We start from the raw sequence: 25,296 nt of genomic DNA on the forward strand, positions 1-25,296 counted from the left end.
ATCTGCTCAACCAATCCGTTTACGCCCATAGCAGCTTCCTCTCTGATACGCCGCAAATGGGCCGCAGCTTTACCGGCGGCGTGAACGTGAAGTTTTAAAATCGGACAGGCAGAGACCTTTGCAAAATTCCTTTTTCCCCAACAGCCGAAACCTAAATAAAGATTTTCGGCTGTTTTTGTTTCAAATATCCACTGATTCTACTCAAATACCCCCCCTTAATCCTCCCCGGATACCCGATTATCAGGCATCCGGGCCGCCTTTTAGACGGCAACAGGCACACTTAGCCTGTTAGCCGCTTTCAACAGGTTCAAACACATCGCCTTCGGGCAGGCGTAGCCAGTCGATAGGCCGCCTGCCGAACATGGCCGCTATTTCGGTGGCGTTGAACCACGCTTCGCGGTCGGCATGGACGGGCAGGCCTTGATAGTCCAGTTTGAGGATGCTCATACCCTGCCCTCCGACACCAGTGAATAACGCCCGCGCTGCACGGTTTGGCCGTATTGGTTCTCTACCTGCTCCATGGTGCAGGCGATTTGATACCCTGCCCGCCGTAGCTCTAGGATGCGGGCATTGCAGGATGATAGTTTATCCTCCCGTTTGCTGCAATATGCCTGATTGCGCCTTCAGGCCGTCCAGATAATCCGCCCATGCCTGCACCATCTCGGCGCGTTGCTCCAAGTATTCCGCGTGGTTGTAGGCCGTCCTTGTCGCGTTGGGGTCTTTGTGGGCAAGCTGCCGCTCTATCCAGTCGGAATTGAAGCCCATCTCATTCAGGCGCGTGCTTGCCATATGGCGGAAGCCGTGCGGCGTGATTTGGTCTAGGAAGCCAAGCCGTGCCAAGGCTTTGCGTGCCGCCCCTTCGCTCAAGGGCTTTTTGCTGCCGATGTTGGCAAACACAAATTCATGATGCCCCGTTACGGGCTTCAGGCCTTCCAGTATCGCTATCGCTTGGCGGCTCAATGGGACAATGTGCCCTATCCCGTTTTTCATCTCCTCCCCGTCTTTGCGGTATTGCCGCGCCTCCCAGTCGATTTCACACCAGCGCAACAGCCGCAATTCGGACGGGCGGGCGAAAACATAGGGGGAAAGTTGCAGCAATGCCCGCGTTTGCGGGCTGCCCGTGTAGCCGTCTAAGGCTCGCAACAGCCCGCCTATCTTTTCGGGGTCGGTAATGGTTCGGTAATGTTTCTGCTCCACCTGTGCCAGCTCCCCCCGCAATTCGGCGGCGGGGTTGAATATGCACAATCTCAGCATGACTGCGTAGCGGAAAACCTGATTTACCACGTCATAGACTTTATGCGCCGTATCGTGTTTGCCTGCCGCCTCCAGCCGTTGCAGCAAGCCCAGCACTTCAAGCGGCATGATTTCGCCTATTTGGCGGCGGGCAAGGTCGGGGAAGATGTGCAGCTCAAGGCTGCGGATAACGCGCCCCGCATGGTCGGGCTTCCATTTGTCGGGCTTGGCCGCTTGGTCGGCGTGCCATTTTCGGGCAACGGCCTCAAACGTGTTATTCATCTGCTCTGCCTGCCTCTGCGCCTCGTTTTGCCGAAGGTACGACCGTCTATGCCGACAAAGGCTATGACAGTGCGGAAAACCGGCAACATCTGGAAGACCATCAGTTGCTGGACGGCATTATGCGCAAAGTCCACCGTAACCGTCCGCTGACGGAAGCGCAAACCAAACATAACCGGTATTTGTCGAAAACCCGTTATGTAGTCGAACAGAGCTTCGGTACGCTGCACCGTAAATTCCGCTATGCGCGGGCAGCCTATTTCGGGCTGATTAAAGTGAATGCGCAAAGCCATCTGAAGGCGATGTGTTTGAACCTGTTGAAAGCGGCCAACAGGCTAAGTGTGCCTGTTGCCGCATAAAAGGCGGCCCGGATGCCTGATTATCAGGTATCCGGGGAGGATTAAGGGGGCATTTGGGTAAAATTAGGAGTGATTGGGGGCGGAAACAGCCGAAAACCTGTGTTTGGGTTCCGGCTGTCGAGGGAAAGGCTTTTTGCAAAGGTATCTAACAGTATTGTTTACACTTTTGATTTTTGCTTGAAGACCCAATTAAGCAGCTACCCGGCATTATCAAGAATGTCGATAGGCACAGGAAACCCACTCTGTTCTTGACAACACCGGATAACTACTCAAAAACTATTTCAGCAAAAATAGAAGCTTTCAGTAGCGGAAAAAGTGTAGACAACGCTACTGATTTCTACAGCCTTTCGGAGGGTGGCATACTTTTTGTGATTGGAGTAACAAAGCTAAAAAAGACATCTTTCAGAAATGAGGCAGCTTTTTTTGATACTTTACTCTTTCTCAAGAGACATCGGGGCTTGTTGTAATTGCTGGGAAACCGTATCTAATGCGGTTAGGATGTCTGCATAATACAAGCTGATGAACTCTTTCACGGCAGAATTATCTAACAATCTTTTCAAATAACCGCCAGCAACAATCAAAGACAGATTGGTATCACTAATTTCTTTCTCTGTCCGGGTATAGTCCTCCTTCAACCTGTCCATTTCTTGTTCCAACAGTGAAAGTTTTTCTAGACTATCCGAGTGCTTTTTCTTTTTCTGAGCATGATCAACCAAGTCTTCCTGGGAGGATGCCACCAAGATCATCTCAGCATAGGACTTGGTGAACTTGTTGGCTGCAATCATCATATCTGCAGCTTCCATCTGTCGGATGGGTTTCATTTTTCGGAGGATCCGAAACGTATCTTGTGCCAGATGCTTGTCTGCGAGTTTCGCGGCTACTTCGGGCGTGATATCATTCAGCAAATTCAACTTGCTTTCGATTCCGGATAAGTTGATATTCAGGGTTTTGGCAATCTTCTCCCTTGGTATGCCTTTGCTAATTGCACGGCTGATCATCCGGTATTCCTGAATTGGGCTTAACCGGTTAATTTGCCGGTTATAGGTAAATCCTTCATCGTCTGTGGACAGCAGACATACTACCGTGTCGATTCCTAGTTCTTGTAAGGCAAGCAGACGGAGATGCCCGTCCAGTAAGAGGTACTTACCGTTTTCTTCATAAACAGCCAGCGGCTCAATAACACCAATTTCCTCTACTGAGGCCAAGATGCTTTTGAACTTCACGCTCCCCCGTATCCCTTCGGGGAAGGGGTGCATAGTTTGAATATCTTTGAGCGCGATGTTCTTCAATGATGCTTGAAAAGCATAAGTGATGTGTTTAGGCTGATTCATTGATATATGTTTCCCTATAATGGCTCAGACATTTACTGAGGTTCTCAGGCATATCTACGATTCTCTCTGCCCGAAGCAGTGTTTTGAAATGATTATCCTCAAACAAACGATTTAACCCAGAAAGAATGATCAGCAGCTGTTGTTGGCAAAATTCAGCCTGTGTTGCCATCAACTGTCTTCGCTTAATCTCATTCTCATACATTTGAAGTAGCTTCTCCTTATTGATAGGTGTATTACGCCTCGGAGTGAAGTGGTAAGTTTTACCATCACGCTTTCTCTGTTGGATCAGTCTCCTGATTTTGGCAATATCTCCGCGCTTTAGCTTCTGTTGTTGGTAGAGATCGGATAAAGCCGTTTGAACTTCTTTTTCTTTTGCACGGGAAATATCTACAGCAACGTCAATCGGCAAATAGCCTTTTTCTACGCCTGCAATCAGGCGTGCCTCACCTTCTCGCAACAAATGTAAAATTCCCCGTATGTATGCTTGATGAAGGCCAATTTTTCGTGAAATATCTTTTTCGGAATATCCACGTTCATACAACACCCGAATGGCAGACAGTATTTCCAAATTGGTGTGCTTACGTCTAGCAATATTTTCAGCCAGGCTGATTAAAAATCCTTCGTCACCACTAACCTCCACAATGTGACACGGTATGTACTCTTCACCTAGCTCTTGGCAGGCGGTCAATCTTCCTTCGCCGCATAATAGGCCATACCATTGTTCTCCATCCAATATTTCCGATTTGGTAACGGTAATCGGACGCTTTAGACCGACTGCCGCGATGCTGGCGACCAATTGGTTAAACACTTTGGGGTTCCTACTGCGTGGATTCAGGACCTTGATTCGATTGATCGGTAGTGTTTGAATCACCATCCTCATAAAATTGCCTCCTTAATCAATACCCGTTTACTCATGGCAAAAAAACGACTCAAATCTTTATGGCGATAACAATCCCAGTCAATTGGGTTTTGTTCCGTCAATCTCACTTTGGCACAATGGGTTTTTTCGGAAGGAAGTAGATAGTAATCTACTATTTTCTCCGCCGTTTCATCCAGCCGCACAGCTATGGTCAAATCAGGAGCAAGGCTACTGTCAAAACGTATAAACCAGCGTTTGGTACCAGCATTGGTTATCCGACAGCGTGCCAGCACTAGAGAAACAAAAAACTCCTGATTAATATGGAGTAAATCGTTTTCCGGAATGCGGGATACCGCTCCCCCCAGCCGCTCAATTTCTGCAATCGTCTGCTCAACCAGATCTGCATGAGTCCGTCTCAAGGCACGATTGATTTTCAGATAGCGATAGTCTCGGCTGGGTGTATAACCTACTTCCCGATAGCTCTTAAGTAGGCTTCCGAAGCGGCTACGGAACATACTGCTGGAAGGGCAATCTGCGGCTTCATCAATGATCAAACCAGACAGCTTGCCGTTAATTCGGAGTAGCTCCTTTAATTTATCCAGCATTTCTTCATTGCTCCAATGCCGGCTTCTTTGGTGGATAATGCTTTGGGCGGCATTGAACAGTACGGTGGAAACAATGGGTTGAAAGACTGAATTAGCCCGTACCCATTGTTCGGAGGCATTCTTGCCTTTATGTGGCTTGAAGGGCGAATAGCTGCTTTTGTTCCAGACATTATTGCCGATGTATTTTTCGTTAATCAGGATTTGATGCACAACACCTCTAGTCCAAGAGGTGCCACGGTCGGTCAAAATGTGCTGTCTGTTTAAATCATCAGCTATCGCCTGTTCGCTCATTTTTTGGTAAATGAAGTCCTCGTAAATTTTCCGGATAACGGCCTGTTCATGTTCCGGGCCGGGAACCAGAATTACCCTGTCGGTTTGGATACTCTTATGTTCCCCGGCCTTAAGCTCAAATTTTGGCTGCCTATTCTCGTCTACCAACAAGCGGCGCAATCCGTACCCTGCAGAGCCACCTTGTCGGAAACCGAGCCTGATCAAGTTTTCTTGCCCGAGAAAAACCTTCTTTGATAGCCCCTTGCTAAAGAGACCGGCGGAAGTTTGCTGGAATACATCTATGATACCTGTTACTACCGGATCCAACTCTTCTGTTGCCACTGGAATCGGTTCCGCACATTTGTGCAGAATGATGTTTTGCTGCTGACAGAGGTATTGGTAATAACTAGATTCTTGCGGGTCAATAAAGCGTCCCCAGCGACTCGCGTCATAAACCAAAATATGACCGAAATCTGCTTTGCCGCTTCTGACCAAATCAATTAAGTTCAAGAACTGATACCGTTTTTGCGTCACGACTCCGCTGATGCCTTCGTCAATAAATTCACCAACAACGGTCAGTCCATTCTTATTGGCATATTCCAGCAAAAAAGCTTTCTGGTTATCAGGCGAATATTTCTGATGATCCGTGGACATACGGATATACAGAACCGCTTTTTGCTGTTTTGATAACTGTTCCTTTGGATCCATAACAAATGGCAGGTAATTTATTGATTAACAGAATATAAAGGAACAGTTAGGAAAAATGTTGCACTCAAATGGAAAAAAACTTCCCTTGAAGAATATCAATGAAGATATGTGGAAAGAGTTACTCTCAAGCGCTTTATACAAAGAATTGCAGAAAAATCATGTCAATGTCAAAAACCTTGCACATTGGACAGGTGTATCAGAGCGAACAGTCAAAAACTGGTTGGAAAAAAGGTTTATGCCTGACAGTTTGGCTATGATCAGGTTGATGCAGCATTCAAGCTTTGTCCGTCAAATCGTACTCACTCAGATCTGTTTAAGCGAAAACTTGAAGGCGGCAATGTTCGTGTGTGAATTCAAAAAGTTTCTTGCTTCATCAGAAGCATATCTGAGAGACTGATACTAGTAAAACAGGCATCTCCTGAAGGATATGCCTGTTTTGATTTCATAATACAGATCACTCAGAGCGATCTAGTGTCGAGAATGTCATCTCAGGGAACTTTTCTCGTGCAAGCCGGCGTAGATTAGTTTGATGCTCGGTACCCGAACAGAGAAATAAAAAATAGTTTGCTGTTTGCTGTTAAAATAGTCTTCCGATTGCCCGACGCGCCACCGTTTCTGCGTTTTGTTTCCATCACTCAATTGCAACCGTTCCCATGATCCGCCTTGCCCTGTTCGCCGACATCCACGGCAAATTCCTGCTCCCCTTCAAGCTCTCGCACCACTACCAGCAAACCACCGGCCAACCCATAGACTTAATTGTCCAATGCGGCGATATGGGCGCATTTCCGGATAAGGGCCGTATGGACAAGGCCACGCTGCGTCATGCGGCGAGGGACCGCGACGAATTGGGCTTTATGGATGATTTTGTGCACGCCAAGCCGCCGATCGCCCAATTCCTCGACCGGCTCAACCTCAATATGCTCTGCGTACGCGGCAATCATGAAGACCATGAATTTTTGGATGAATTGGAGCGGCAAAGTGTGCAGGCTGCTTTTCCGATTGATGTTTATCAGCGCGTTTGGGTGCTGAAAACGGGCGAGCCGTTTGTGTTGCAGAAGGATGGCGAGTCGCTGGAAATTCTCGGCATCGGGCGCATTGGCGATAGGAAACAGCGGCCGCACGGCGAATTTATTCAGGAATATGAACGGCAAACCCTGCGCCACTTTGTTAAAGACTGCCTGAAAAACAAACACGACCCCGATGTGTTGATAACGCACGACCAGCCTGCCGACAGCCAAAGAGGTTACGGCGCGGAAGAGATCGCCAGTGTGTTGGACCAGCTGGCGTTTACCTACCATTTTTACGGGCACACGGGCGAGGCATACCAAAACAACTTCGCGGATAACGGCATCACCCGGTCGGTAAAAATTAAAGAATTGGAATTTGACGGACAGGGAAAATTGTCGGAAGGCTGTATGTTGATTTTGGAAGTGGAGCAGAAGAAAGGGGACAAGCTGTTTACGCTTTCGCCTGTACTGTTAAACGAGATCATTCATTTTATGCAGGACACTTGGCGGTATTGCTGATGCGGAAAGGACGGATTGAAAACCCGTCCTTTTGTTTTGCCGGTTGTTTTTCAGGTAGCCTGCACCATTCAAGTCTACCTGAAAATTCATTTCTAAAATAAAAAGCTCATTCATTCAATGCTGCCAATCTCGCCCGAACTTTTGCAGCCGCATCTTCCGTGCTGTTGCCAACGATAACATTTTGCTTGTCATCGAAATACTGCATGGCAGGGAGGTCGCGCAGGAAGCCGTCAATATCTTGTGCGGTCAGGAAACGGCCGTGCATATCCCAGCCGACATTGAGGGCACGTCCTTTGACGGCGGCCATGCGGTCGTGCAGATGGCCGTAGAGGTGGTATAGGCCGTGGTGGATACCGTCCCATTCGTATAAAGGATAGTGGCACAAAATCGCGGTATTGCCGATTTCGGGCAGTTTGAGCCGCAGGTAATGGCTGGCGGACGAGAGCAACGGATGGCCGTCGGCTTTGCGCGTGTTGAGGAAATGTGCTTCGTTTTGCCAAATCAGGTAGTCGTGGTTGCCGTAGATCAAATGGTGTTGCCCGTTAAGCCGTTGCAGCACGGCTTCGATGTGTGCGGGATTTTTGGCAAAGCAGACATCGCCGAGGTTGTACACAGTGTCTTGCGGGGTAACGACGCGGTTCCAGCAGTCGATCAGGTATTCGTTCAGCTCGTTGGTGTTATCGCTTTGTAGGCGGAATTGCGGGCAGTATCGGGCGATGTTGGGATGGGAGAAGTGCCAGTCGGCGGTGAAATAGGTTTGGGACATGGGATACTCGGTTTCGGGTGATCTGACAATGAAAAATAAGGTGCAGGCTGCTTTAGAGGCCGTCTGAAACAGGGTTGGGGCGATAAAAAGCAGCCTGCACTTTTTTGCCCATCTATCTGCCGGTCAATACCAACCGTCGGCAGAAGGCTTCCCAGTCGGTAAGGTGCACAACGTGCGTGCCGTCTGCCAACGGGTGTACATCGGAAGCGCAGGCAGTGCGCCAATAGATGTAAAACGGAAGTTTGGCGATGTCGGCTTCCAATACGGCAGCATTGTCTTGTTCTGGCGTATGCACAATCGGCAGGCCGAAATAGCTATATTGGCCGTCTGCAGCTTGTTTACTGGTATGGCCGGTTTGGCCGCGGTGTTTACCGGTACGGACAAACCGGCGGCAGAATGCGTTCCAATCGTGCAGAAAAACGGCGGCTTGCCCGTCTATTAGGCTTTGGGCAGAACCGATGCTGCTGTCCCGCCAAAATGAATAGAACGGCAATTCGGCGATGTGGTACTCCATGACGACAGGATAATCGCCCTGTCCTGCCGGCCGCATCACCGGAACGCCGAAACAGGCGGTTTCAGGCAAGGTATGTGCAGGCTGCATGAAGGCGTTTTGTAGGATAACGGCCGCTTCGGCAGGGTCGATGCCCAAACTGTCTATGGCAGGCTGCAAAGTTGCGGGCAGGTCGCAAAAGCAGCCTGCACCGGCCGGAAGGCAATACACCGAGTTGTGCGTATGGGCCAGAGGTGCCGCCCATCGGGTAACGGGCGAAGTGCGGATCCGACCGCCTGCGGCAAAGCGCCCCGACCCGTCTTGAGCGACCGTGCCGTACACCACGGCATAATCGGATTTGCCGGGCGTGTGGTAGCGCGTGAATGTCCAGTCGGTGAGCTTGCAGGAGATAAGGGCGCCGTCGTGGAAATGTTCGGATGGGATGGGGTTGGCGGGGGTGTTGGGCATAGTTCATTCCTTGAAGGGCGGTTTCAGGTAGCCTCAAACATAGGCCGCAGGCACGGCAACCAAATTCTCCGCCAACCAGATTTTTTGCGGGTACTGGTTGATGATCGTGCCGTGGGCGATGCCCAATTCGTTTGCCGGCAGCGTGTTGCGCAGCAGGTTGAAAGCAGCGGCCATTTTTTTATTGGGATTGGCGGTGGCTTTGATTTCAACGGGGTACAGCATCTGCTGGTGTTCGATCAGTAGGTCGATTTCTTTTTGATTGGTGTCGCGGTAAAAATAAATCGGCGGTTCTTGGCCTTGGTTGTGGAAGGATTTGATGATTTCGCCCACGACAAAAGTTTCAAAAAACTGCCCGCTCTTGGCTCCGTTTTGAATGGTTTCCGGCGTCAGCCATTTGGTCAGGTAGGCCATCAGGCCGGTGTTCAGCATATAGACTTTCGGGGTTTTGATGGCGCGTTTAAGGTGGTTGTTGCCATAGGGTTGCAGCAGATAGACGATGCCCGATGTTTGCAGCACGGTGAGCCAACGCTTGACGGTATCCACCGATACGCCGATTTCCTGGGCCACGCTGCTGTAATTCAATAATTCCCCGCTGCGGGCGGCAATAGCAATCATGAACCGAGTGAAATCGCCGCTGCTGCCTACATTGACCAATTGGCGCACGTCGCGTTCGATATAGGTGGCGACATACGAGGCATAGTAAACCTGCCAGTTGGTTGCGGGTTGCTCGTATAAGCGCGGCATATCGCCGCGGTGGATAATCTGCCAGATATTTTCGTGTTCGGGCAAACTGAATACCGGTTTCCGGTCAGCCAAATAGCCTTCGTCCGGCACAAAGGCCGTCTGAAAATCATCGCCGCGCATTTCGCGCCACGACAATCCGTTTAATTTCAATACCGCAATGCGCCCGGCCAGGCTTTCGCTGACATTTTGCATCAACTCAAAAGCCTGAGAACCGGACAGCAGGTACAGGCCGTTCTGCTTGCGCCGGTCTATATCCATTTTCAGCAGGGGGAACAGCTCGGGGGCATATTGGACTTCGTCCACAATCAGCGGTGGCGTGTGGTTCAATAAAAACAGTTGCGGCTCGTTTTCGGCTTGGTCGAGCAGCAAGGGATCGTCTAAGGTAAGGTATCCGTATTCGGGCGCAATGTGCTGAAGCAGCGTAGATTTACCGACCTGCCGCGCACCGGTCAGCAATACGGCGGGAAATTGGGCGGACAGCTTTTGCAGGACGGATTGCAGGTGACGTGGGTAATACATAACAAAATCCAGTTTAACTTAAGACAGAATCTTAATTTAAACTGTATTTTTGCGCAATACATCTTATTTTGTATGGTAATGATGCCGTAGGCCACACCGCGAAACAGCCGCTATATACACTCCTTGTTATACTGGCGTACATAGTCCTCGGGCGTGATGCGCCGCTCATTCTGGCTGTTAGGCAGGTAATCAACAATAGAGACCGGGCTAGATAACACGGTAGATTCTCCGGCGGTACAAAAGGTGCGTGAAGAGTTAACAGCATTAAGCGATCAGCGAGCATAACAGGAAGTAGCTGATGATGCTTACAGATACGCTAACCCGACTAAAAAAAAGAACCGCTCTTTCCAGTTAGGCAAGCTGACCGACAAAGGCACATCCGAACCACTGCTGAAACCAGAACATGCTCTTTCGCAGCTGCAGAGCATTTTTGACGTGGTTCAGATGGCGCCAAGGGGTGAGCTTATGGAGTACGGCACACAAGCCTCCCTGCTTCAAGCACACGCAACAGAACAGCAACGGATACTGCGTTCGACCCGTGTCGATATCAATGTAGTCTTGGAAACGGTACAAGGAACCCAAAATCCTTCCCATAATCTACTACACCCAGCCAGAGATATTCAGTCCCGGGAGGGTTCGCATTTGAAGTGCAACTTTCCATAACAGAAAAAGGCCAGTATGCAGTAGCATACGGCCTTTCCTGCAAGAAAGATTGCCATGAGCTACACACAACCGACCCAAGACGAACGGTACCATATCCAATACCTGTCCCGCCACTGCACCATTGCCGAAATCGCCAAACAGCTTAACCGCCACAAAAGCACCGTCAGCCGCGAAATCAGACGGCACCGTACCCAAGGGCAGCAATACAGCGCCGAAAAAGCCCAACGGCAAAGCCGGACTATCAAGCAGAGTAAGCGACAACCCTATAAGCTCGATTCGCAGCTGATTCAGCACATCGACACCCTTATCCGCCGCAAACTCAGTCCCGAACAAGTATGCGCCTACCTGCATAAACACCACCAGATCACACTCCATCACAGCACCGTTTACCGCTACCTTCACCAAGACAAAAGCAACGGCGGCACTTTGTGGCAACATCTCAGAATATGCAGCAAACCCTACCGCAAACGCTACGGCAGCACATGGACCAGAGGCAAAGTGCCCAACCGCGTCGGCATAGAAAACCGACCCACCATTTTCGACCGGAAAACCCGCATCGGCGATTGGGAGGCCGACACCATCATCGGCAAAGATCAGAAAAGCGCATTATTGACCTTGGTCGAACGCGTTACCCGCTACACCATCATCTGTAAATTGGATAACTTAAAGGCCGAAGACACTGCCCGGGCAGTCATTAGGGTATTAAAGGTCTATAAAGCCAGAGTCCACACCAATCACCATGGATAACGGCAAAGAATTTTACCAACACACCAAAATAGCCAAAGCATTGAAGGCGGAAACCTATTTTTGCCGCCCTTACCATTCTTGGGAAAAAGGGCTGAATGAGAACACCAACGGACTCATCCGGCAATATTTCCCCAAACAAACCGATTTCCGAAACATCAGCGATCGGGAGATACGCAGGGTTCAAGATGAGTTGAACCACCGGCCGAGAAAAACACTTGGCTGCGAAACGCCAAGTGTTTTATTCTTGAATCTGTTCCAACCACCGGTACCATAGTGTTGCACTTGAAATGCGAATCCAAGGAGGTCCAAATCTTTTCCAGATTACTAACCGCTACCCACGCCCGCCTACTCGGGCACATGACCGCCGAGTTTCACAGGAACCAGCTCAACCGTTGCTATGCTTCTGCGATAAGTATGAACTCAAAAAAGCGTAAGAGTGTACTTTTCAGCGAGCCATTACGATAAAGGCGTATCCAGTCAATCAGTCATCTTTTTCAGGGATGAAAACTATCTCTACCTCTACAGCACAACGTCTCCCTACCAGTACGGCCGATTGATTTACCCATACAGTGATATCGGCCAAGACCATCACCGCGAGTCTCCCATCATGGGAAATAGCTAATATGGAACCCAAAAATTTTATGTTCAATATTGGTGCTATGTCCCAAATCATTCTGTTACTGATTGAACACAGGGAGATTACCACCATCAACAGTAATGTGAATCTCATGCCCATGCGGCGATCACATTTTACCAACACAGTAGGCTAGTCATCCCCCCGTTTCTGCGCACCGGACTTTTATACTACATGCAATCCAAAAACCGAAGAGATAATTTTGCAGCGAATAGCACGTCCAATTTTTCAGGCCATCTGCTGCCCGGTAGTTTTGCAAACAACTTGTCGGCCATTGTCAAAAGCATTCATCAAGCATAACAAAAATTCATCGGTTGACGGGATATAAAACAGCAATATAAAAGCAGCAACATAACCAGTCTCTTGTATCGGCATCACCTACTACAGTCCAAATGTCTTTTTTCACTATGTCCCACCTTACCGATAAATTTCCTGCTACGACCACAACTCCAACTAGGAGAAATACCGGTTGATGGTCAAAGTGTGCTAATCATCAACAATGAGCCTCCATTTATACAAGAAATATATTCTACTCGATCCAAGTCTTCATGTTGATTATTGATCAATCCACCACACTTGAGATTTGGAAGTATCCTTCCTCTAAAAAATACAAAACGGCTGAAGCCGTCACCCTCTCGCCAACATCACCACATTAGCCCATTAAACCGCCCTATTGTAATTTATATGACATAGGTCATTTATAAATAGGTATACTATATATATATTAAATATAAAGAATACCTTTTTTTTGAAAAAAGGCAACGGGCTTTTCAAAAATAACTCGCTTTTTTGGATCATCACATATTTGCATATCAAGCATCGTTCATTTATGAAAAAATAGATGACGCGTCTGTTCTTTTTTCCAGCATAAGAAAAAAATTCCGGCAGGCAGGCAGAAATTCCTATCAAAATTCCAACAACCGCATACCAGACTCCTCAATAAAAGTGTCACGATCGTATTGACGCAAGCGCAGTTGGCAGAACGTTTGAATTTAAGCCTTGATGCCATATCGCGTTTGGAGCGTGGCAATATTGGTTTGACGGTGGAACGAATTGGTTGAGCTAGCGGAAATTTTTGGTTGTGAAACGGCAGATTTATTGCATGAAGGCAGCACTCGGGTGCGCGACCAAGTGAGGGAATTGGAAGATTTGTTGCAGGAATTGGCAGAAGAAGAACGAATTGAGTTGCTAAGCTTGGTAAGACAAATGATTGAATGGAAAAAGCGTTAGCGGTTTTTAGTCGAGCTGATTACATATTTTTACCATTTTATTCTACTCATTTACATAAATTATGCTTTGCCAATGTTGTCAAATTTACGTTAAAGAATTATTATGCTTTGATAAGAACCATTAAATTTAAGTAATAGACTGTTTATAAAACATGTTTAACAGAAAGTCCAATTGCTTAATTGAATGACAACCGTAATGTTCTAGCCATGTTCTCAATATTGAACTAATTTAAGTTATTTAAGGAGTTTCCTCATGAATAAAACCCTTTATCGCATTATCTTCAACCGCAAACGCGGCTGTATGATGGTTGTTGCCGAAACCGCCAAGCGCGAGGGTAAAAGCTGTGCCGATACCGATTCAGGCAGCGTTCATGTTGAAACCAATCCTATTAACGGTTTTGCTCTTCGTTCTCGCGCATTCTCCATTTCCCTATTGGGCTTTTCCCTGTTTTTAGCTCTAGGTACAGCAAGTATCACCCATGCGCAAGGCATTGTTGCTGATAAACATGCGCCCAAAACCCAACAAGCCACGATTTTGCAAACAGGTAACGGCACACCGCAAATCAACATTCAAACCCCTACTTCGGCAGGGGTTTCTGTCAATCAGTACCAGCAGTTTGATGTGAATGGCAAAGGGGCGATTTTAAATAACAGTCGTGGTAATGTGCAAACACAGCTAGGTGGTTGGATTCAAAGCAATCCTTGGTTGGCAAGGGGCGAAGCTCGGGTGATTGTCAATCAAATCAACAGCAGCCATCCTTCACAACTGAATGGCTATATTGAAGTGGGTGGACGACGGGCTGAAGTAGTGATTGCCAATCCAGTGGGGATTGAAGTCAATGGCGGTGGTTTTATCAATGCTTCTCGTGCGACTTTGACCACAGGTACACCACAATATCAAGCAGGTGCATTAACAGGCTTTCAAGTCCGTTCGGGCGAAGTGGCCATTCATGGACAAGGTTTGGATACACGAGATACGGATTACACCCGCATTCTCAGTTATCACACCAAAGTCAATGCGCCAATCTGGGGTAAAGATGTTCGGGTGGTGGCAGGACAAAATGATGTGGCGGCAACAGGTGATGTGCATTCGCACATTCAAAGTAATGCAGCTGCCAATACATTAACCCAAGGCGCAAATGCACCTATGTTTGCCATTGATACAGGTGCATTAGGTGGGATGTATGCCAATAAAATCACTTTAATCAGCACGACTGAACAAGCTGGCATTCGCAATCAAGGACAGTTGTTTGCCACAGCTGGCAATGTGGCGATAGATGCCAAAGGGCAGTTGGTTAATAGCGGCACGATTGCCGCCACAAATGCACAAGACGCGAATCATTCAGAGGCGCACAAAGTCAATATCCGCAGTCAAACCGTTAAAAACAGCGGTACGATTGCTTCACAACAAAGTACGCAAATTCAAAGTCAATCCATTCAAAACACAGGCACAGTATTATCTTCCGGTGAATTAGATATTCACAATTCAGGTAGCCTGAAAAACCAAACATCAGGCAATATTCAAGCAGCACGTTTGGCTGTTCATACCGACGCACTGGATAATCAAGGTACGATTGCACAAACAGGTTCACAAAAACTGCATATTCAAGCCAATGGTCAATTAAGCAATAGTGGCAAAATCGGTTTGCCAGACACAACACCGACTGCATCAAATAATTCAGGCAACCATACAGGCAATCACCACAATACACCTTCTCATTCATCAGCTACCGCACCCACAACTGCCACAGGTATGGGTAGCGCAACCGTTTCTACTTCAATCACAAATGCACCTACCTTTGCTGATGGGACAATCCAAACGCGTGGGGCATTGAATAATTCAGGCAACATCATTGCCAATGGTCAAACAAATGTTACTGCTCAGCACGGTCTCCACAATGCAGGGCAAATGGCTATTCATCAGTTAAACGCCAAAGGTTCGGCATTTAACAATCACAATGGGACGTTAATCAGTGATAAAGCCCATATTCAAACCAACAATCTCAATAATCAAAACGGCAACATCACAACACGCCAACAATTAGCGATTGAAACCGCTCAGCTGAATAATGCCAATGGTCAATTGTTGTCGGCAGAAAAAGCGGATTTAGCGGTTTCAGGCAGCCTGAATAATACGCAAAAAGCAGAAATTCAAGCCAAGCATTTAAATCTCGATGTTGGTCATTTGGATAATGCGGGTCATATTCTTAGCGAAAGTGGTCGTATTGCCAGTCAAAACAGCTTACGCAATTCGGGCAATATTGCTGTTGGAGAACTGACAACAAAAGGGCAAATCTTAGACAATACCCAAGGGCAAATTGCCGTAGATAAAGCCGATATCCAAAGTCAGCAACTGCTCAATCAAAACGGCAACATCACGACCACAAAACAACTGACTGTCCATAGCCAAAAGGCAGAAAACCAACAAGGCAAACTTTTGTCTGTTGAAAATGCACAATTCACCGTTTCAGGCAGCCTGAATAATCAAAATGGCGAAATCGCGACCAATCAACAACTGACCATTAACGATGGTCGGCAGTACACCCTTGCCATTGATAACACGAACGGCAAGATTCAATCGGGTCACGATGTTGTTATTCAGGCAAAATCTTTATCCAACAATGGTATGCTTGCAGCTGATAATAAGCTCGATATTGTGTTAAAAGATGATTTCCATGTGGAGCGCAACATTGTAGCGGGCAATGAACTTTCATTCAACACACAAGGCAGCCTGAAAAATTCACATACTTTACAAGCTGGAAAACACATTCAGATTCAAGCGAACAGCATTGATAATGCAGCGCAAGGCAGTATCCAATCAAGCGGCACAACAAATATTGTCGCGCAGCACAATTTAACCAACCGTGGCTTGATTGACGGACAACAAACCAAAATCCAAGCGGGGCAAGTGAATAATATCGGTACAGGTCGGATTTATGGCGACAATATCGCTATTGCGGCTACTCGCTTAGACAATCAAGATGAAAACGGCACAGGTGCCACCATTGCTGCACGAGAAAACCTGAATTTAGGGGTTCATCAATTAAGTAACCGTGAAAACAGCCTGATTTACAGCGGTAATGACATGGCAATTGGCGGTGCATTGGATGCCCAAGGTCAAGCCATAGGAAAAGCCAAAAGCATACGCAATGCCAGCGCCACCATTGAAGCCGCCGGCAAAATGCGTTTAGGCGTAGAAAAGCTGCTCAATACCAATGAGCATTTGCAAACGCAGTTGGTAGAAACAGGGCGTGAGCATATTGTGGATTACGAAGCATTTGGACGCCACGAATTATTGCGAGAAGGTACACAGCAAGCATTGGGTTGGTTTGTGTACAACGATGAATCAGACCATTTACACACGCCCGATGGTGTGAATCATGAAAATTGGCATAAATACGATTATGAAAAAGTCACCCAAAAAACCCAAGTTACCCAAACCGCGCCAGCCAAAATCATTTCAGGTAATGATTTAACCATTGATGGTAAAGAAGTATTTAATACCGATAGCCAAATCATTGCTGGTGGCAATCTCATTGTGCAAACAGAAAAAGACGGTTTGCATAACGAGCAAACCTTTGGCGAGAAGAAAGTCTTCAGCGAAAACGGTAAGTTGCACAACTACTGGCGTGCGCATCGTAAAGGACGCGATGAAACAGGACATAGCGAACAAAACTATATTTTGCCAAAAGAAATCACCCGCAACATTTCACTGGGTTCATTTGCCTATGAATCGCATAGCCAAGCATTAAGCCATAACGCACCTAATCAAGGCACAGCTTTACCGACAAGCCAATGGGATAATATCCGTACTGTACAAAACAACGGTATTTCGCTACCCAATACACCCAATCCTTTTACCCAACTACCCAGTAGCAGTCTATACATTATTAACCCAGCCAATAAAGGTTACCTTGTTGAAACCGACCCACGCTTTGCCAACTACCGTCAATGGCTAGGTAGTGATTACATGCTGGGCAGCCTCAAACTAGACCCCAACAATCTACATAAACGTTTGGGTGATGGTTATTACGAGCAACGCTTAATCAATGAACAAATCGCAGATCTAACGGGGCATCGTCGTTTAGATGGTTATCAAAACGACGAAGCACAATTCAAAGCCTTAATGGATAATGGCGCAACCGCTGCACGTTCCATGAATCTCACGGTTGGCATTGCACTAAATGCCGAGCAAGTCGCACAGCTAACCAGCGACATTGTTTGGTTGGTACACAAAGAAGTCAAACTTCCTGATGGCAGTACGCAAACCGTGTTGGTGCCACAGGTTTATGTGCGTGTGAAAAATGGCGACATAGACGGTAAAGGTGCATTGCTCTCTGGTAGCAATGCACAAATAGACGTTTCAGGCAGCCTGAAAAACTCAGGCACGATTGCAGGGCGCAATGCACTGATTATCAACACCGATACACTGGACAATATCGGTGGACATGTTCATGCACAAAAAGCAGCCATTTCTGCCACACAAGACATCAACAATATTGGCGGTACTCTTTCTGCTAAAAATGCCCTGATACTTCAAGCAGGCAACAACATCAACAGCCAAAGCACTACCGCCAGCAGTCAAAATACACAAAGCAGCAGCACCCACCTAGACCGAATAGCAGGTATTTACATCACAGGCACAGAAAAAGGTGTTTTAGCAGCGCAGGCAGGTAATGATATTAACATCATCGCCAGTCAAATCAGCAATCAATCAGAGCAAGGACAAACCCAGCTGCAAGCAGGGCGCGACATTAACCTAGATACGGTACAAACCAGCAAACATCAAGCAACCCATTTTGATGCTGATAACCATGTTATTCGCGGTTCAACTAACGAAATTGGTAGCAATATTCAAACGCAAGGTGATGTTAACCTGTTAGCAGGCAATAACCTCAATGCCAAAGCTGCCGAAGTCAGCAGCGCAAACGGTACACTCGCTGTGTCTGCCAAAAATGACATCAACATCAGCGCAGGCATCAACACGACCCATGTTGATGACGCGTCCAAACACACAGGCAGAAGCGGTGGTGGCAATAAATTGATTATTACCGACAAAGCCCAGAGCCACAACGAAACCGCCCAAAGCAGCACTTTTGACAGCAAGCAAGTTGTATTGCAGGCAGGAAACGATGCCAACATCCATGGCAGCAACGTCATTTCTGACAATGGCACCCATATCCAAGCAGGCAATCATGTTCACATTGGCACAACCCAAACCCATAATCAAAGCGAAACCTATCATCAAACCAAAAAATCAGGTTTGATGAGTGCAGGTATTGGCTTCACGATTGGCAGCAAAACAAACACACAAGAAAACCAATCCCAAAGCACCGAACATACAGGTAGTACCGTAGGCAGCCTGAAAGGCGATACCACCATTATGGCAGGCAAACACTACCAACAAATCGGCAGTACCGTTTCCAGCTCGGAAGGCAACAATACCATCCATGCCCAAAGTATAGACATTCAAGCGGCACACAACCAATTAAACAGCAATACCACCCAAACCTATGAACAAAAAGGCTTAACGGTGGCATTCAGTTCGCCCGTTACCGATTTGGCACAACAAGCTATTGCCGTCGCACAAAGCAGCAAACAAGTCGGACAAAGCAAAAATGGTCGTGTCAATGCCATGGCAGCAGCCAATGCAGGCTGGCAAGCCTATCAAACAGGTAAGAGTGCACAAAACTTAGCCAACGGGACAACCAATGCCAACCAAGTCAGCATCTCCATTACCTATGGCGAGCAAAAAAACCAACAAACCACCCAAATTCAAGCAAGCCAAGCCCAAGCAAGTCAAATTCAAGCAGGTGGTAAAACCACATTAATTGCCACAGGTGCAGCAGAACAATCCAACATCACCATAACAGGTTCAGATGTAGCGGGTAAAGCAGGTACCACCCTGATTGCCGATAACGACATCACACTCCAATCCGCCGAACAAAGCAGCAGAGAACGCAGCAACAACAAAAGCAGCGGCTGGAACGCAGGAGTCGCCGTATCATTCGGACAAGGGGGCTGGTCATTGGGCATTACCGCAGGCGGCAATGTCGGCAAAGGCTACGGCAATGGCGACAGCATCACCCACCGGCATAGCCATATTGGCGACAAAGGTAGCCGAACCATCATTCAAAGCGGCGGCAACAGCACCATCAAAGGCGCCCAAGTCATTGGCCAAGGCGTACAAGTTGATGCCCAAAACCTGACCATTCAAAGTGTACAAGATAGCGAGAGCTATCAAAGCAAACAACAAAACGCCAGCGCACAAGTTACTGTCGGCTATGGATTCAGTGCCAGCGGTAGTTACAGCCAAAGCAAAATTAACGCTGAGCACCAAAGCGTCAGCGAACAAAGCGGCATTTATGCGGGTGATGCGGGCTATCAAGTGAATGTGAAACAACACACCCAACTTGATGGCGGCATTATCACCAGTAGCCAAAGCGCAGAAGATAACGGCAAAAACCGATTCATCACAGGCACACTTGCCAGCAGCGATATTCAAAATTACAGCCGATACAAAGGTGAAAGTTTCGGACTGGGTGCCAGCGCAACAATCAGCGGTAAAACACTGGGGCAAGGAGAACAAAACCATCCGCAAGACAGTCACTTAACAAGCGTAGCGGATAAAAACGGTACAAGTTCATCAGTAGGTTATGGCAGCGATCGAGACAATCAAAGCAGCATCACAAAAAGCGGCATCAACACCCAAAATATCCGCATTACAGATGAGGACAAACAAATCCAACTGACGGGCAAAACGGCACAGGAGACCAAAGCCGACATATACACAAACACAACCAGCGAAACCGCGCAACAACATTCAGGCAGCCTGAAAAACGTGTTTGATAAAGAAAAAGTGCAAAGTGAACTGGATTTACAAAGAGCGGTTAGCCAAAGTTTCAACCAAAACGTTCAAGCAGCCAATACCGAAATTAACCAACGCCTTGACCAACTCAAAGCACAACTAGAAAAAGGCGAGATAAGTCAAAGCGACTACGACACCCAAGTGAAAAATTGGCAACGAGGACAAGTGCTACTCAACAGCATCGCCGCAGGCTTAAGTGCGCCGACCCAAAGCACAACGGGCATAGTAGCCGCAACTGCATCACCAGCATTGTCATATGAAATTGGACAACAATTCAAAAAACACAATGCAGAAGGCACACCTGCACATATCCTTGCCCATGCGGTATTAGGAGCGGCTGTTGCAGCGGCAGGAGACAATAACGCCCTAGCAGGTGCGATTAGCGCAGGTGGGGCGGAGGCTGCTGCGCCGATTATCAGTAACTACCTCTACAATGAGCAAGATGGCAGCAAACTGACGGCGGAGCAGAAAGAGACTGTAACCGCGATTACAAATCTGTTGGGAACGGCTACGGGGGCGGCAATCGGAAACAGCGCAACAAACGCAGCACAAGGTAGCCTGAATACACAGAGCGCAGTGGAGAATAATTATATTTCTTTCCCAAACAAAAATGACGCAATGCAATTTATTAATATCATCGCACCCTCTACTCCAAATTTAAAATTGAAAGTTGATGAAAACAATAGATTAGTCATTGATGGTTATCATTATGAAAATTTAGATGGTGTATTAACTTTGGTATCTGATGAAACAGGAGCGCCAATTGTTTTACAAGGAAAAACTGTATTTGAAAATCTTTTAATTAGTAGCATGAAAAACCCTGATGAAAATAAATTTCCTATTACAGATAATCCGACACTATATGTTGATTCATATGCCAAAATGATTTGGGATCCAAGTGATTTTAATACACCAAACATGAATGATAATGCTCAAACAAATAAAGAATATCAGCATTTAGCAAATCGTTTACTTATTACACAACCTATAGTTGAACGTTTAAATTCTCAAAATTATACCCAAAATAGTGAAGAATTTGATAAAGCGGAAACAGAACTAAATTCAATCTTACATAAATATCGATATAATCGTTTAAAAGATTTTTTAACAGATGTAACACCTATAAAGTTGAAAGAACGACAAGGTCAAAATTTGACATCTGAAGAGCATAATTTGCTGCAAGATGCAAATTTAGCATTTCAATATCATACCATACTAAAGATGTTCTCAGATAATATTTATAAAAAAGGGATGAATGTACAGAGTGATATTCTAAAAGAAAAATTCCCACACCTAAAAGATAAAATTATTAGTGCAGATAAGCCTGAAAATTATACAGAAAATGGAAAGGTTGTGGGTTTAATGTCAGATTTTGGAGCAGTAAAATTTATTATGTACACTAATCCAGAACAAAATCAAATATTGAAAACTAGATTTATTATCGAATAAATAGAAAGCCGTCTTATGTATAGTAATAAATTAATAACCCTGTTTTTTCTATTGCCTTTATTGTGCCATGCAGTTGAGTTTGATGAAACTCAATATAACGACTGTAAAGATAGATCTATGGTATGTGCTGCTAGAATTTATTCTCCCAAAGGCAATAACTATAAATCTATGTGGTTTGATAATGGCAAGTTAGTATTTATATCCTTTACTAATCAACAAATGGAAAATCAAAGTCACCTATCTCTAGCGATGTTTATTAGTGATGACAAAATATCTAGTACCAATATTGATGAATTTTTAGCATCTTTCGATCCTGATAAATATCGAATATTTCATGATCCAAGATATAAATTTTTACCATTAGTATGTCGAACTCATTGTAATCCTTATTCTCTTTTTAATATTGATAACAAATTTAAACCTGATGAGAAAGATAAAATCTTTTTTTCAATCCCGACAGATAACACAGATTTTTATAAGAGTTTTTATTTAAATAAGGATTATATAGAAGGTATATATCCTAATTAAATGTGTTAATCTTTATTAGGTAGTGATGGTTTTGTCATGTGGCTTAGGCGCAATTGATTATGTGGTATGCCTCCGCAGATCAAAAAAACAGGGCAACCTCTAGCAATATTCAACGATTTATTCCTGCAAACTTACCTAGTATTGGAGATTCATTTAATGCCATTCCATCTTATCAATAAAAATCTAAATACCATATTTGGTTGTATGGTAATTATGTTTGGGATTTGTTTTGCATTATTGATAACAGAAGCTCAACAAGAAGGTAAATTAGGTTACAAAACGGATAATAGAGAAAGAGTGCAAAGGATATTCTCTGAAATACCGACTATGGTTGAACCATATCAAGTATCTGATAGCAATTCATTTACAAGAGGTCCTACAACTTTTGTGACTTTTTATGTTAAAGGTTCGGACTCTGAACTAGAAAAATTAGCTCTGATTGCAAACTCTAGGCATGGATAAAGATACTGCACAATGGGCAGCCCTGATGGGAGATTTAGCCTTAGCCAGCGTAGCCTGTGCAATTAACATAAAATGTTAAATGGTAGGGTGGGCAACTCGTTGCCCACGCAGTTCAGTCTCATGTGCTAAAACTATGTTTTAACGTGAAATATTTCATTTCAGGCTGAAACCATTTTTTGTTTTAACCAACACCAACCCTAACTTAAAATATGCCCATCACTCCACCCTTAAACATCATCTCCCCTAAACTCTACCCCAATGAACAATGGAACGAAAGCGAAGCACTCGGTGCCATCACTTGGCTATGGTATCAGTCGCCTACGCATCGCCAAGTACCTATTGTGGAGATGATGACGTATATATTGCCTGTGTTAAAAAACGGGCAGTTCGCTTTGTTTTGCAAGGGTACCCAACCAATCGGTTATATCTCATGGGCTTATTTTGATGAAGTAGCGCAGGCGCATTATTTAGAATCTGACCGCCATTTGCGCGACAACAGCGATTGGAACTGTGGCGACAATATTTGGCTGATTCAATGGTTTGCGCCATTGGGACACAGTCATCAAATGCGCTCAGCTGTGCGCCAGTTATTTCCTAGTACGACAGTACGCGCCTTGTATCATAAAGGGAGCGATGAGGGTTTAAGAATTTTAACTTTTAAAACTTGATGCAATCGTGTATTGAATACCCATTGATGATTTTATTGATTTTGCGACCATGCCATGAAACTTCCTTTATCCTATTTGCCTAATATTCGCTTTTTGTCTTGGTGCTGCTTATCGGCAGGTATCATCGCTCCTGCTACTTTGTTGGCCGCCCCCAACCCTGCCGAAATCCGTATGCAGCAAGATATTCAGTAACGCCAACGCGAAGAGCAGTTGCGCCAAACCATGCAGCCTGAAAGCGATGTGCGTTTGCATCAAAAAAACACGGGGGAAACGGTTAATCAGTTGATGGGCGATGACAGCAGCCAACCGTGTTTTGCCATTAACGAAGTGGTGTTGGAAGGCGAACACCATGCTCGGTTTCAGTTTGCCCTAAAACGTGCCTTGCGCGAAACGGGTTTTCAGGCTGGCAAGTGTTTGAATGCAGGCGACATCAATCACATTATGACGGTTACGCAAAATATTTTGATTGGACGGGGTTACACCACCACGCGCATTTTGGCTGCGCCACAGGATTTAAACAGCGGTAAGCTGGTTTTAACGGTGTTGGCAGGTTATCTTAAAAACGTTGAAGTGGATATGTCGCAAGCGAATCAAACCCATGCTGGACGCATTGCGGCGTTTCAAAATGAATTTCCCACGCGTTCAGACGGCATCTTGAATTTGCGCGATTTGGAACAGGGTTTGGAGAATTTAAAGCGTATTCCAACAGTGGAAGCAGATATTCAAATTGTGCCTGTGGAGGGGGTACCCAATCAAAGTACGGTACTGGTGAAATGGCAGCAAAGATTGGTGCCTTATCGTTTGAGTGTGGGGATGGATGATTCGGGTACAAAGGCAACAGGTAAATATCAAGGCAATGTTACTTTCTCGGCGGATAATCCATTGGGATTAAGCGATTTGTTTTATGTGAACTATGGACGTTCCATTGGTAATGTTCCCGATGAAACAGACAGTTCAGGCAGCCTGAAAAAAGGTGGTACACACAATTATGCGCTGCATTACTCTGTGTCGTTTGGCAAATGGACATGGGTATTCAATCACAGCGGCTACCGCTATCATCAAGCCGTAGCAGGATTAAGTGCAGCGTATGATTACAACGGTAAAAGTTACAACACCGATTTGGGTTTCAACCGCCTAATCTACCGCGATGCCAAACGCAAAACACATGTTGGTGCGAAATTATGGACACGCGAAACACAAAGCTATATTGACGATGCGGAGATTACGGTGCAACGCCGTAGAACGGCAGGTTGGTTAGCCGAGTTAAGCCATAAAGAATACATTGGCAACAGTACGGCTCAATTTAAGATTGCTTATAAACGTGGGACGGGTATGAGTGATGCTTTGCGTGCTCCCGAAGAAGCAGTTGGTGAAGGCACTTCGCGTATGAAGATTTGGACAGCCAATGCGGATGTGAATATCCCATTTCAAATCGGCAAACAATCTTTTGCTTATGACACCACGATTCAAGCACAATGGAATAAAACGCCGTTAACGCCGCAAGATAAAATCGCCATTGGCGGACGCCACACCGTGCGCGGTTTTGATGGCGAAATGAGCTTGGCTGCGGAACGCGGCTGGTATTGGCGCAATGATTTGAGCTGGCAGTTTAAACAAGGACATCAACTGTATTTAGGTGCAGATGTGGGACATGTTTCGGGACAATCGGCAAAATGGTTGTTGGGACAAACTTTGGCCGGTGCAACGGTTGGTGTGCGTGGGCAAATGAGAGCAGGTGGGAATTTGCACTATGATTTGTTTGCCAGTCGTGCGGTGGAAAAACCTAAGTATTTTCAGACGAAGAAATGGGTAACAGGGTTTCAGGTGGGGTATTCGTTTTGATGAGTGTGCATTAAAGATAAACCAAAGCTACTGGTTTTGTGCCAGTAGC

16 protein-coding genes and 5 pseudogenes are annotated in these 25,296 nt (G+C 46.1%); 12 read left to right on the forward strand and 9 right to left on the reverse strand.

Going from position 1 to position 25,296, the window contains the following annotated elements; genetic code table 11:
- Window positions 1–288: 288 nt before the first annotated feature.
- Genes BM261_RS01625 through BM261_RS01635 form a run of 3 tightly spaced genes read right to left on the reverse strand, consistent with a single transcriptional unit; the run spans window position 289 to window position 1,515 of the window.
- Window positions 289–447 carry a hypothetical protein gene (locus BM261_RS01625; RefSeq protein ID WP_003774508.1) on the reverse strand — a complete coding sequence of 53 codons (159 nt, stop codon included), beginning with the start codon at window positions 445–447 and terminating at the stop codon, window positions 289–291.
- Window positions 444–563 (reverse strand): hypothetical protein, encoded by a 120-nt coding sequence (locus BM261_RS01630; protein WP_083426627.1) that lies wholly within the window; start codon window positions 561–563, stop codon window positions 444–446. The genes BM261_RS01625 and BM261_RS01630 overlap by 4 nt, the downstream gene beginning before the upstream one ends.
- A gap of 22 nt (window positions 564–585) precedes the next feature.
- Window positions 586–1,515, reverse strand: coding sequence for a tyrosine-type recombinase/integrase (locus BM261_RS01635; RefSeq protein ID WP_074894502.1), 930 nt, complete (start codon window positions 1,513–1,515; stop codon window positions 586–588).
- A gap of 32 nt (window positions 1,516–1,547) precedes the next feature.
- Between BM261_RS01635 and BM261_RS01640 the strand changes: the two are divergent.
- Window positions 1,548–1,871 (forward strand): annotated as a pseudogene (locus tag BM261_RS01640) (transposase); the annotation flags it as partial.
- A gap of 431 nt (window positions 1,872–2,302) precedes the next feature.
- On the opposite strand, the gene BM261_RS01650 reads toward BM261_RS01640, so the two are convergent.
- From BM261_RS01650 to BM261_RS01660, 3 genes are read right to left on the reverse strand one after another with little or no spacing between them, the layout of a single operon-like run.
- Entirely contained in the window at window positions 2,303–3,202 is a 900-nt protein-coding gene (locus BM261_RS01650; protein ID WP_074894506.1) for a plasmid partitioning protein RepB C-terminal domain-containing protein, read from the reverse strand.
- Window positions 3,189–4,082 carry a plasmid partitioning protein RepB C-terminal domain-containing protein gene (locus tag BM261_RS01655; protein ID WP_083426622.1) on the reverse strand — a complete coding sequence of 298 codons (894 nt, stop codon included), beginning with the start codon at window positions 4,080–4,082 and terminating at the stop codon, window positions 3,189–3,191. Before BM261_RS01655 ends, BM261_RS01650 begins: the two co-directional genes overlap by 14 nt.
- Entirely contained in the window at window positions 4,079–5,644 is a 1,566-nt protein-coding gene (locus BM261_RS01660; protein ID WP_074894508.1) for a recombinase family protein, read from the reverse strand. Before BM261_RS01660 ends, BM261_RS01655 begins: the two co-directional genes overlap by 4 nt.
- Before the next feature lie 55 nt (window positions 5,645–5,699).
- On the opposite strand from BM261_RS01660, the gene BM261_RS01665 reads away from it, so the two are divergent.
- Together BM261_RS01665 and BM261_RS01670 are read left to right on the forward strand one after the other, a co-directional pair.
- Window positions 5,700–6,041 (forward strand): hypothetical protein, encoded by a 342-nt coding sequence (locus BM261_RS01665; RefSeq protein ID WP_041961345.1) that lies wholly within the window; start codon window positions 5,700–5,702, stop codon window positions 6,039–6,041.
- A gap of 256 nt (window positions 6,042–6,297) precedes the next feature.
- Entirely contained in the window at window positions 6,298–7,170 is an 873-nt protein-coding gene (locus BM261_RS01670) for a metallophosphoesterase family protein (protein ID WP_074894510.1), read from the forward strand.
- A gap of 106 nt (window positions 7,171–7,276) precedes the next feature.
- Here the strand turns inward: BM261_RS01670 and BM261_RS01675 are convergent, their stop codons facing one another.
- The 3 genes from BM261_RS01675 to BM261_RS01685 all read right to left on the reverse strand — a co-directional run bounded on the left by BM261_RS01675 (window position 7,277) and on the right by BM261_RS01685 (window position 10,157).
- Window positions 7,277–7,936, reverse strand: coding sequence for a phosphoesterase (locus BM261_RS01675; RefSeq protein WP_074894512.1), 660 nt, complete (start codon window positions 7,934–7,936; stop codon window positions 7,277–7,279).
- A 112-nt stretch (window positions 7,937–8,048) separates the two neighbouring features.
- Window positions 8,049–8,894: a hypothetical protein gene (locus tag BM261_RS01680; RefSeq protein WP_172459034.1), complete on the reverse strand. Its 846-nt coding sequence runs from the start codon at window positions 8,892–8,894 to the stop codon at window positions 8,049–8,051.
- A gap of 33 nt (window positions 8,895–8,927) precedes the next feature.
- Complete coding sequence (locus BM261_RS01685; protein ID WP_074894514.1) at window positions 8,928–10,157, reverse strand: ATP-binding protein; 1,230 nt, start codon at window positions 10,155–10,157, stop codon at window positions 8,928–8,930.
- Between the two features lie 717 nt (window positions 10,158–10,874).
- On the opposite strand from BM261_RS01685, the pseudogene BM261_RS01695 reads away from it, so the two are divergent.
- From BM261_RS01695 to BM261_RS01735, 9 genes and pseudogenes are all read left to right on the forward strand, one after another.
- Window positions 10,875–11,841 (forward strand): annotated as a pseudogene (locus BM261_RS01695) (IS30 family transposase).
- Window positions 11,842–13,187: 1,346 nt separating this feature from the next.
- Window positions 13,188–13,262, forward strand: coding sequence for a hypothetical protein (locus BM261_RS12830; protein ID WP_240317939.1), 75 nt, complete (start codon window positions 13,188–13,190; stop codon window positions 13,260–13,262).
- Window positions 13,255–13,431: a hypothetical protein gene (locus BM261_RS12835; protein ID WP_240317871.1), complete on the forward strand. Its 177-nt coding sequence runs from the start codon at window positions 13,255–13,257 to the stop codon at window positions 13,429–13,431. Before BM261_RS12830 ends, BM261_RS12835 begins: the two co-directional genes overlap by 8 nt.
- 303 nt (window positions 13,432–13,734) lie before the next feature.
- Window positions 13,735–14,664, forward strand: a pseudogene (locus BM261_RS13075) (filamentous hemagglutinin N-terminal domain-containing protein); the annotation flags it as partial.
- Window positions 14,665–14,697: 33 nt separating this feature from the next.
- Window positions 14,698–20,886, forward strand: a pseudogene (locus BM261_RS13040) (hemagglutinin repeat-containing protein); the annotation flags it as partial.
- An 876-nt stretch (window positions 20,887–21,762) separates the two neighbouring features.
- A complete protein-coding gene (locus BM261_RS01725) occupies window positions 21,763–22,275 on the forward strand; it encodes a hypothetical protein (RefSeq protein ID WP_074894518.1) in 513 nt (170 codons plus the stop codon).
- Between the two features lie 66 nt (window positions 22,276–22,341).
- Entirely contained in the window at window positions 22,342–22,737 is a 396-nt protein-coding gene (locus tag BM261_RS12250; RefSeq protein WP_143095744.1) for a hypothetical protein, read from the forward strand.
- A gap of 209 nt (window positions 22,738–22,946) precedes the next feature.
- The gene (locus tag BM261_RS01730; RefSeq protein ID WP_074894519.1) at window positions 22,947–23,405 is read left to right on the forward strand and encodes a protein-lysine palmitoyltransferase; all 459 of its coding nucleotides are present in this window, start codon (window positions 22,947–22,949) and stop codon (window positions 23,403–23,405) included.
- Between the two features lie 54 nt (window positions 23,406–23,459).
- Window positions 23,460–25,247, forward strand: a pseudogene (locus BM261_RS01735) (ShlB/FhaC/HecB family hemolysin secretion/activation protein).
- The last annotated feature ends 49 nt before the right edge of the window (window positions 25,248–25,296 follow it).

Origin of the sequence: Neisseria elongata subsp. elongata (genome assembly GCF_900113545.1) — a bacterium.
Classification (GTDB): Bacteria; Pseudomonadota; Gammaproteobacteria; order Burkholderiales; family Neisseriaceae; genus Neisseria; species Neisseria elongata.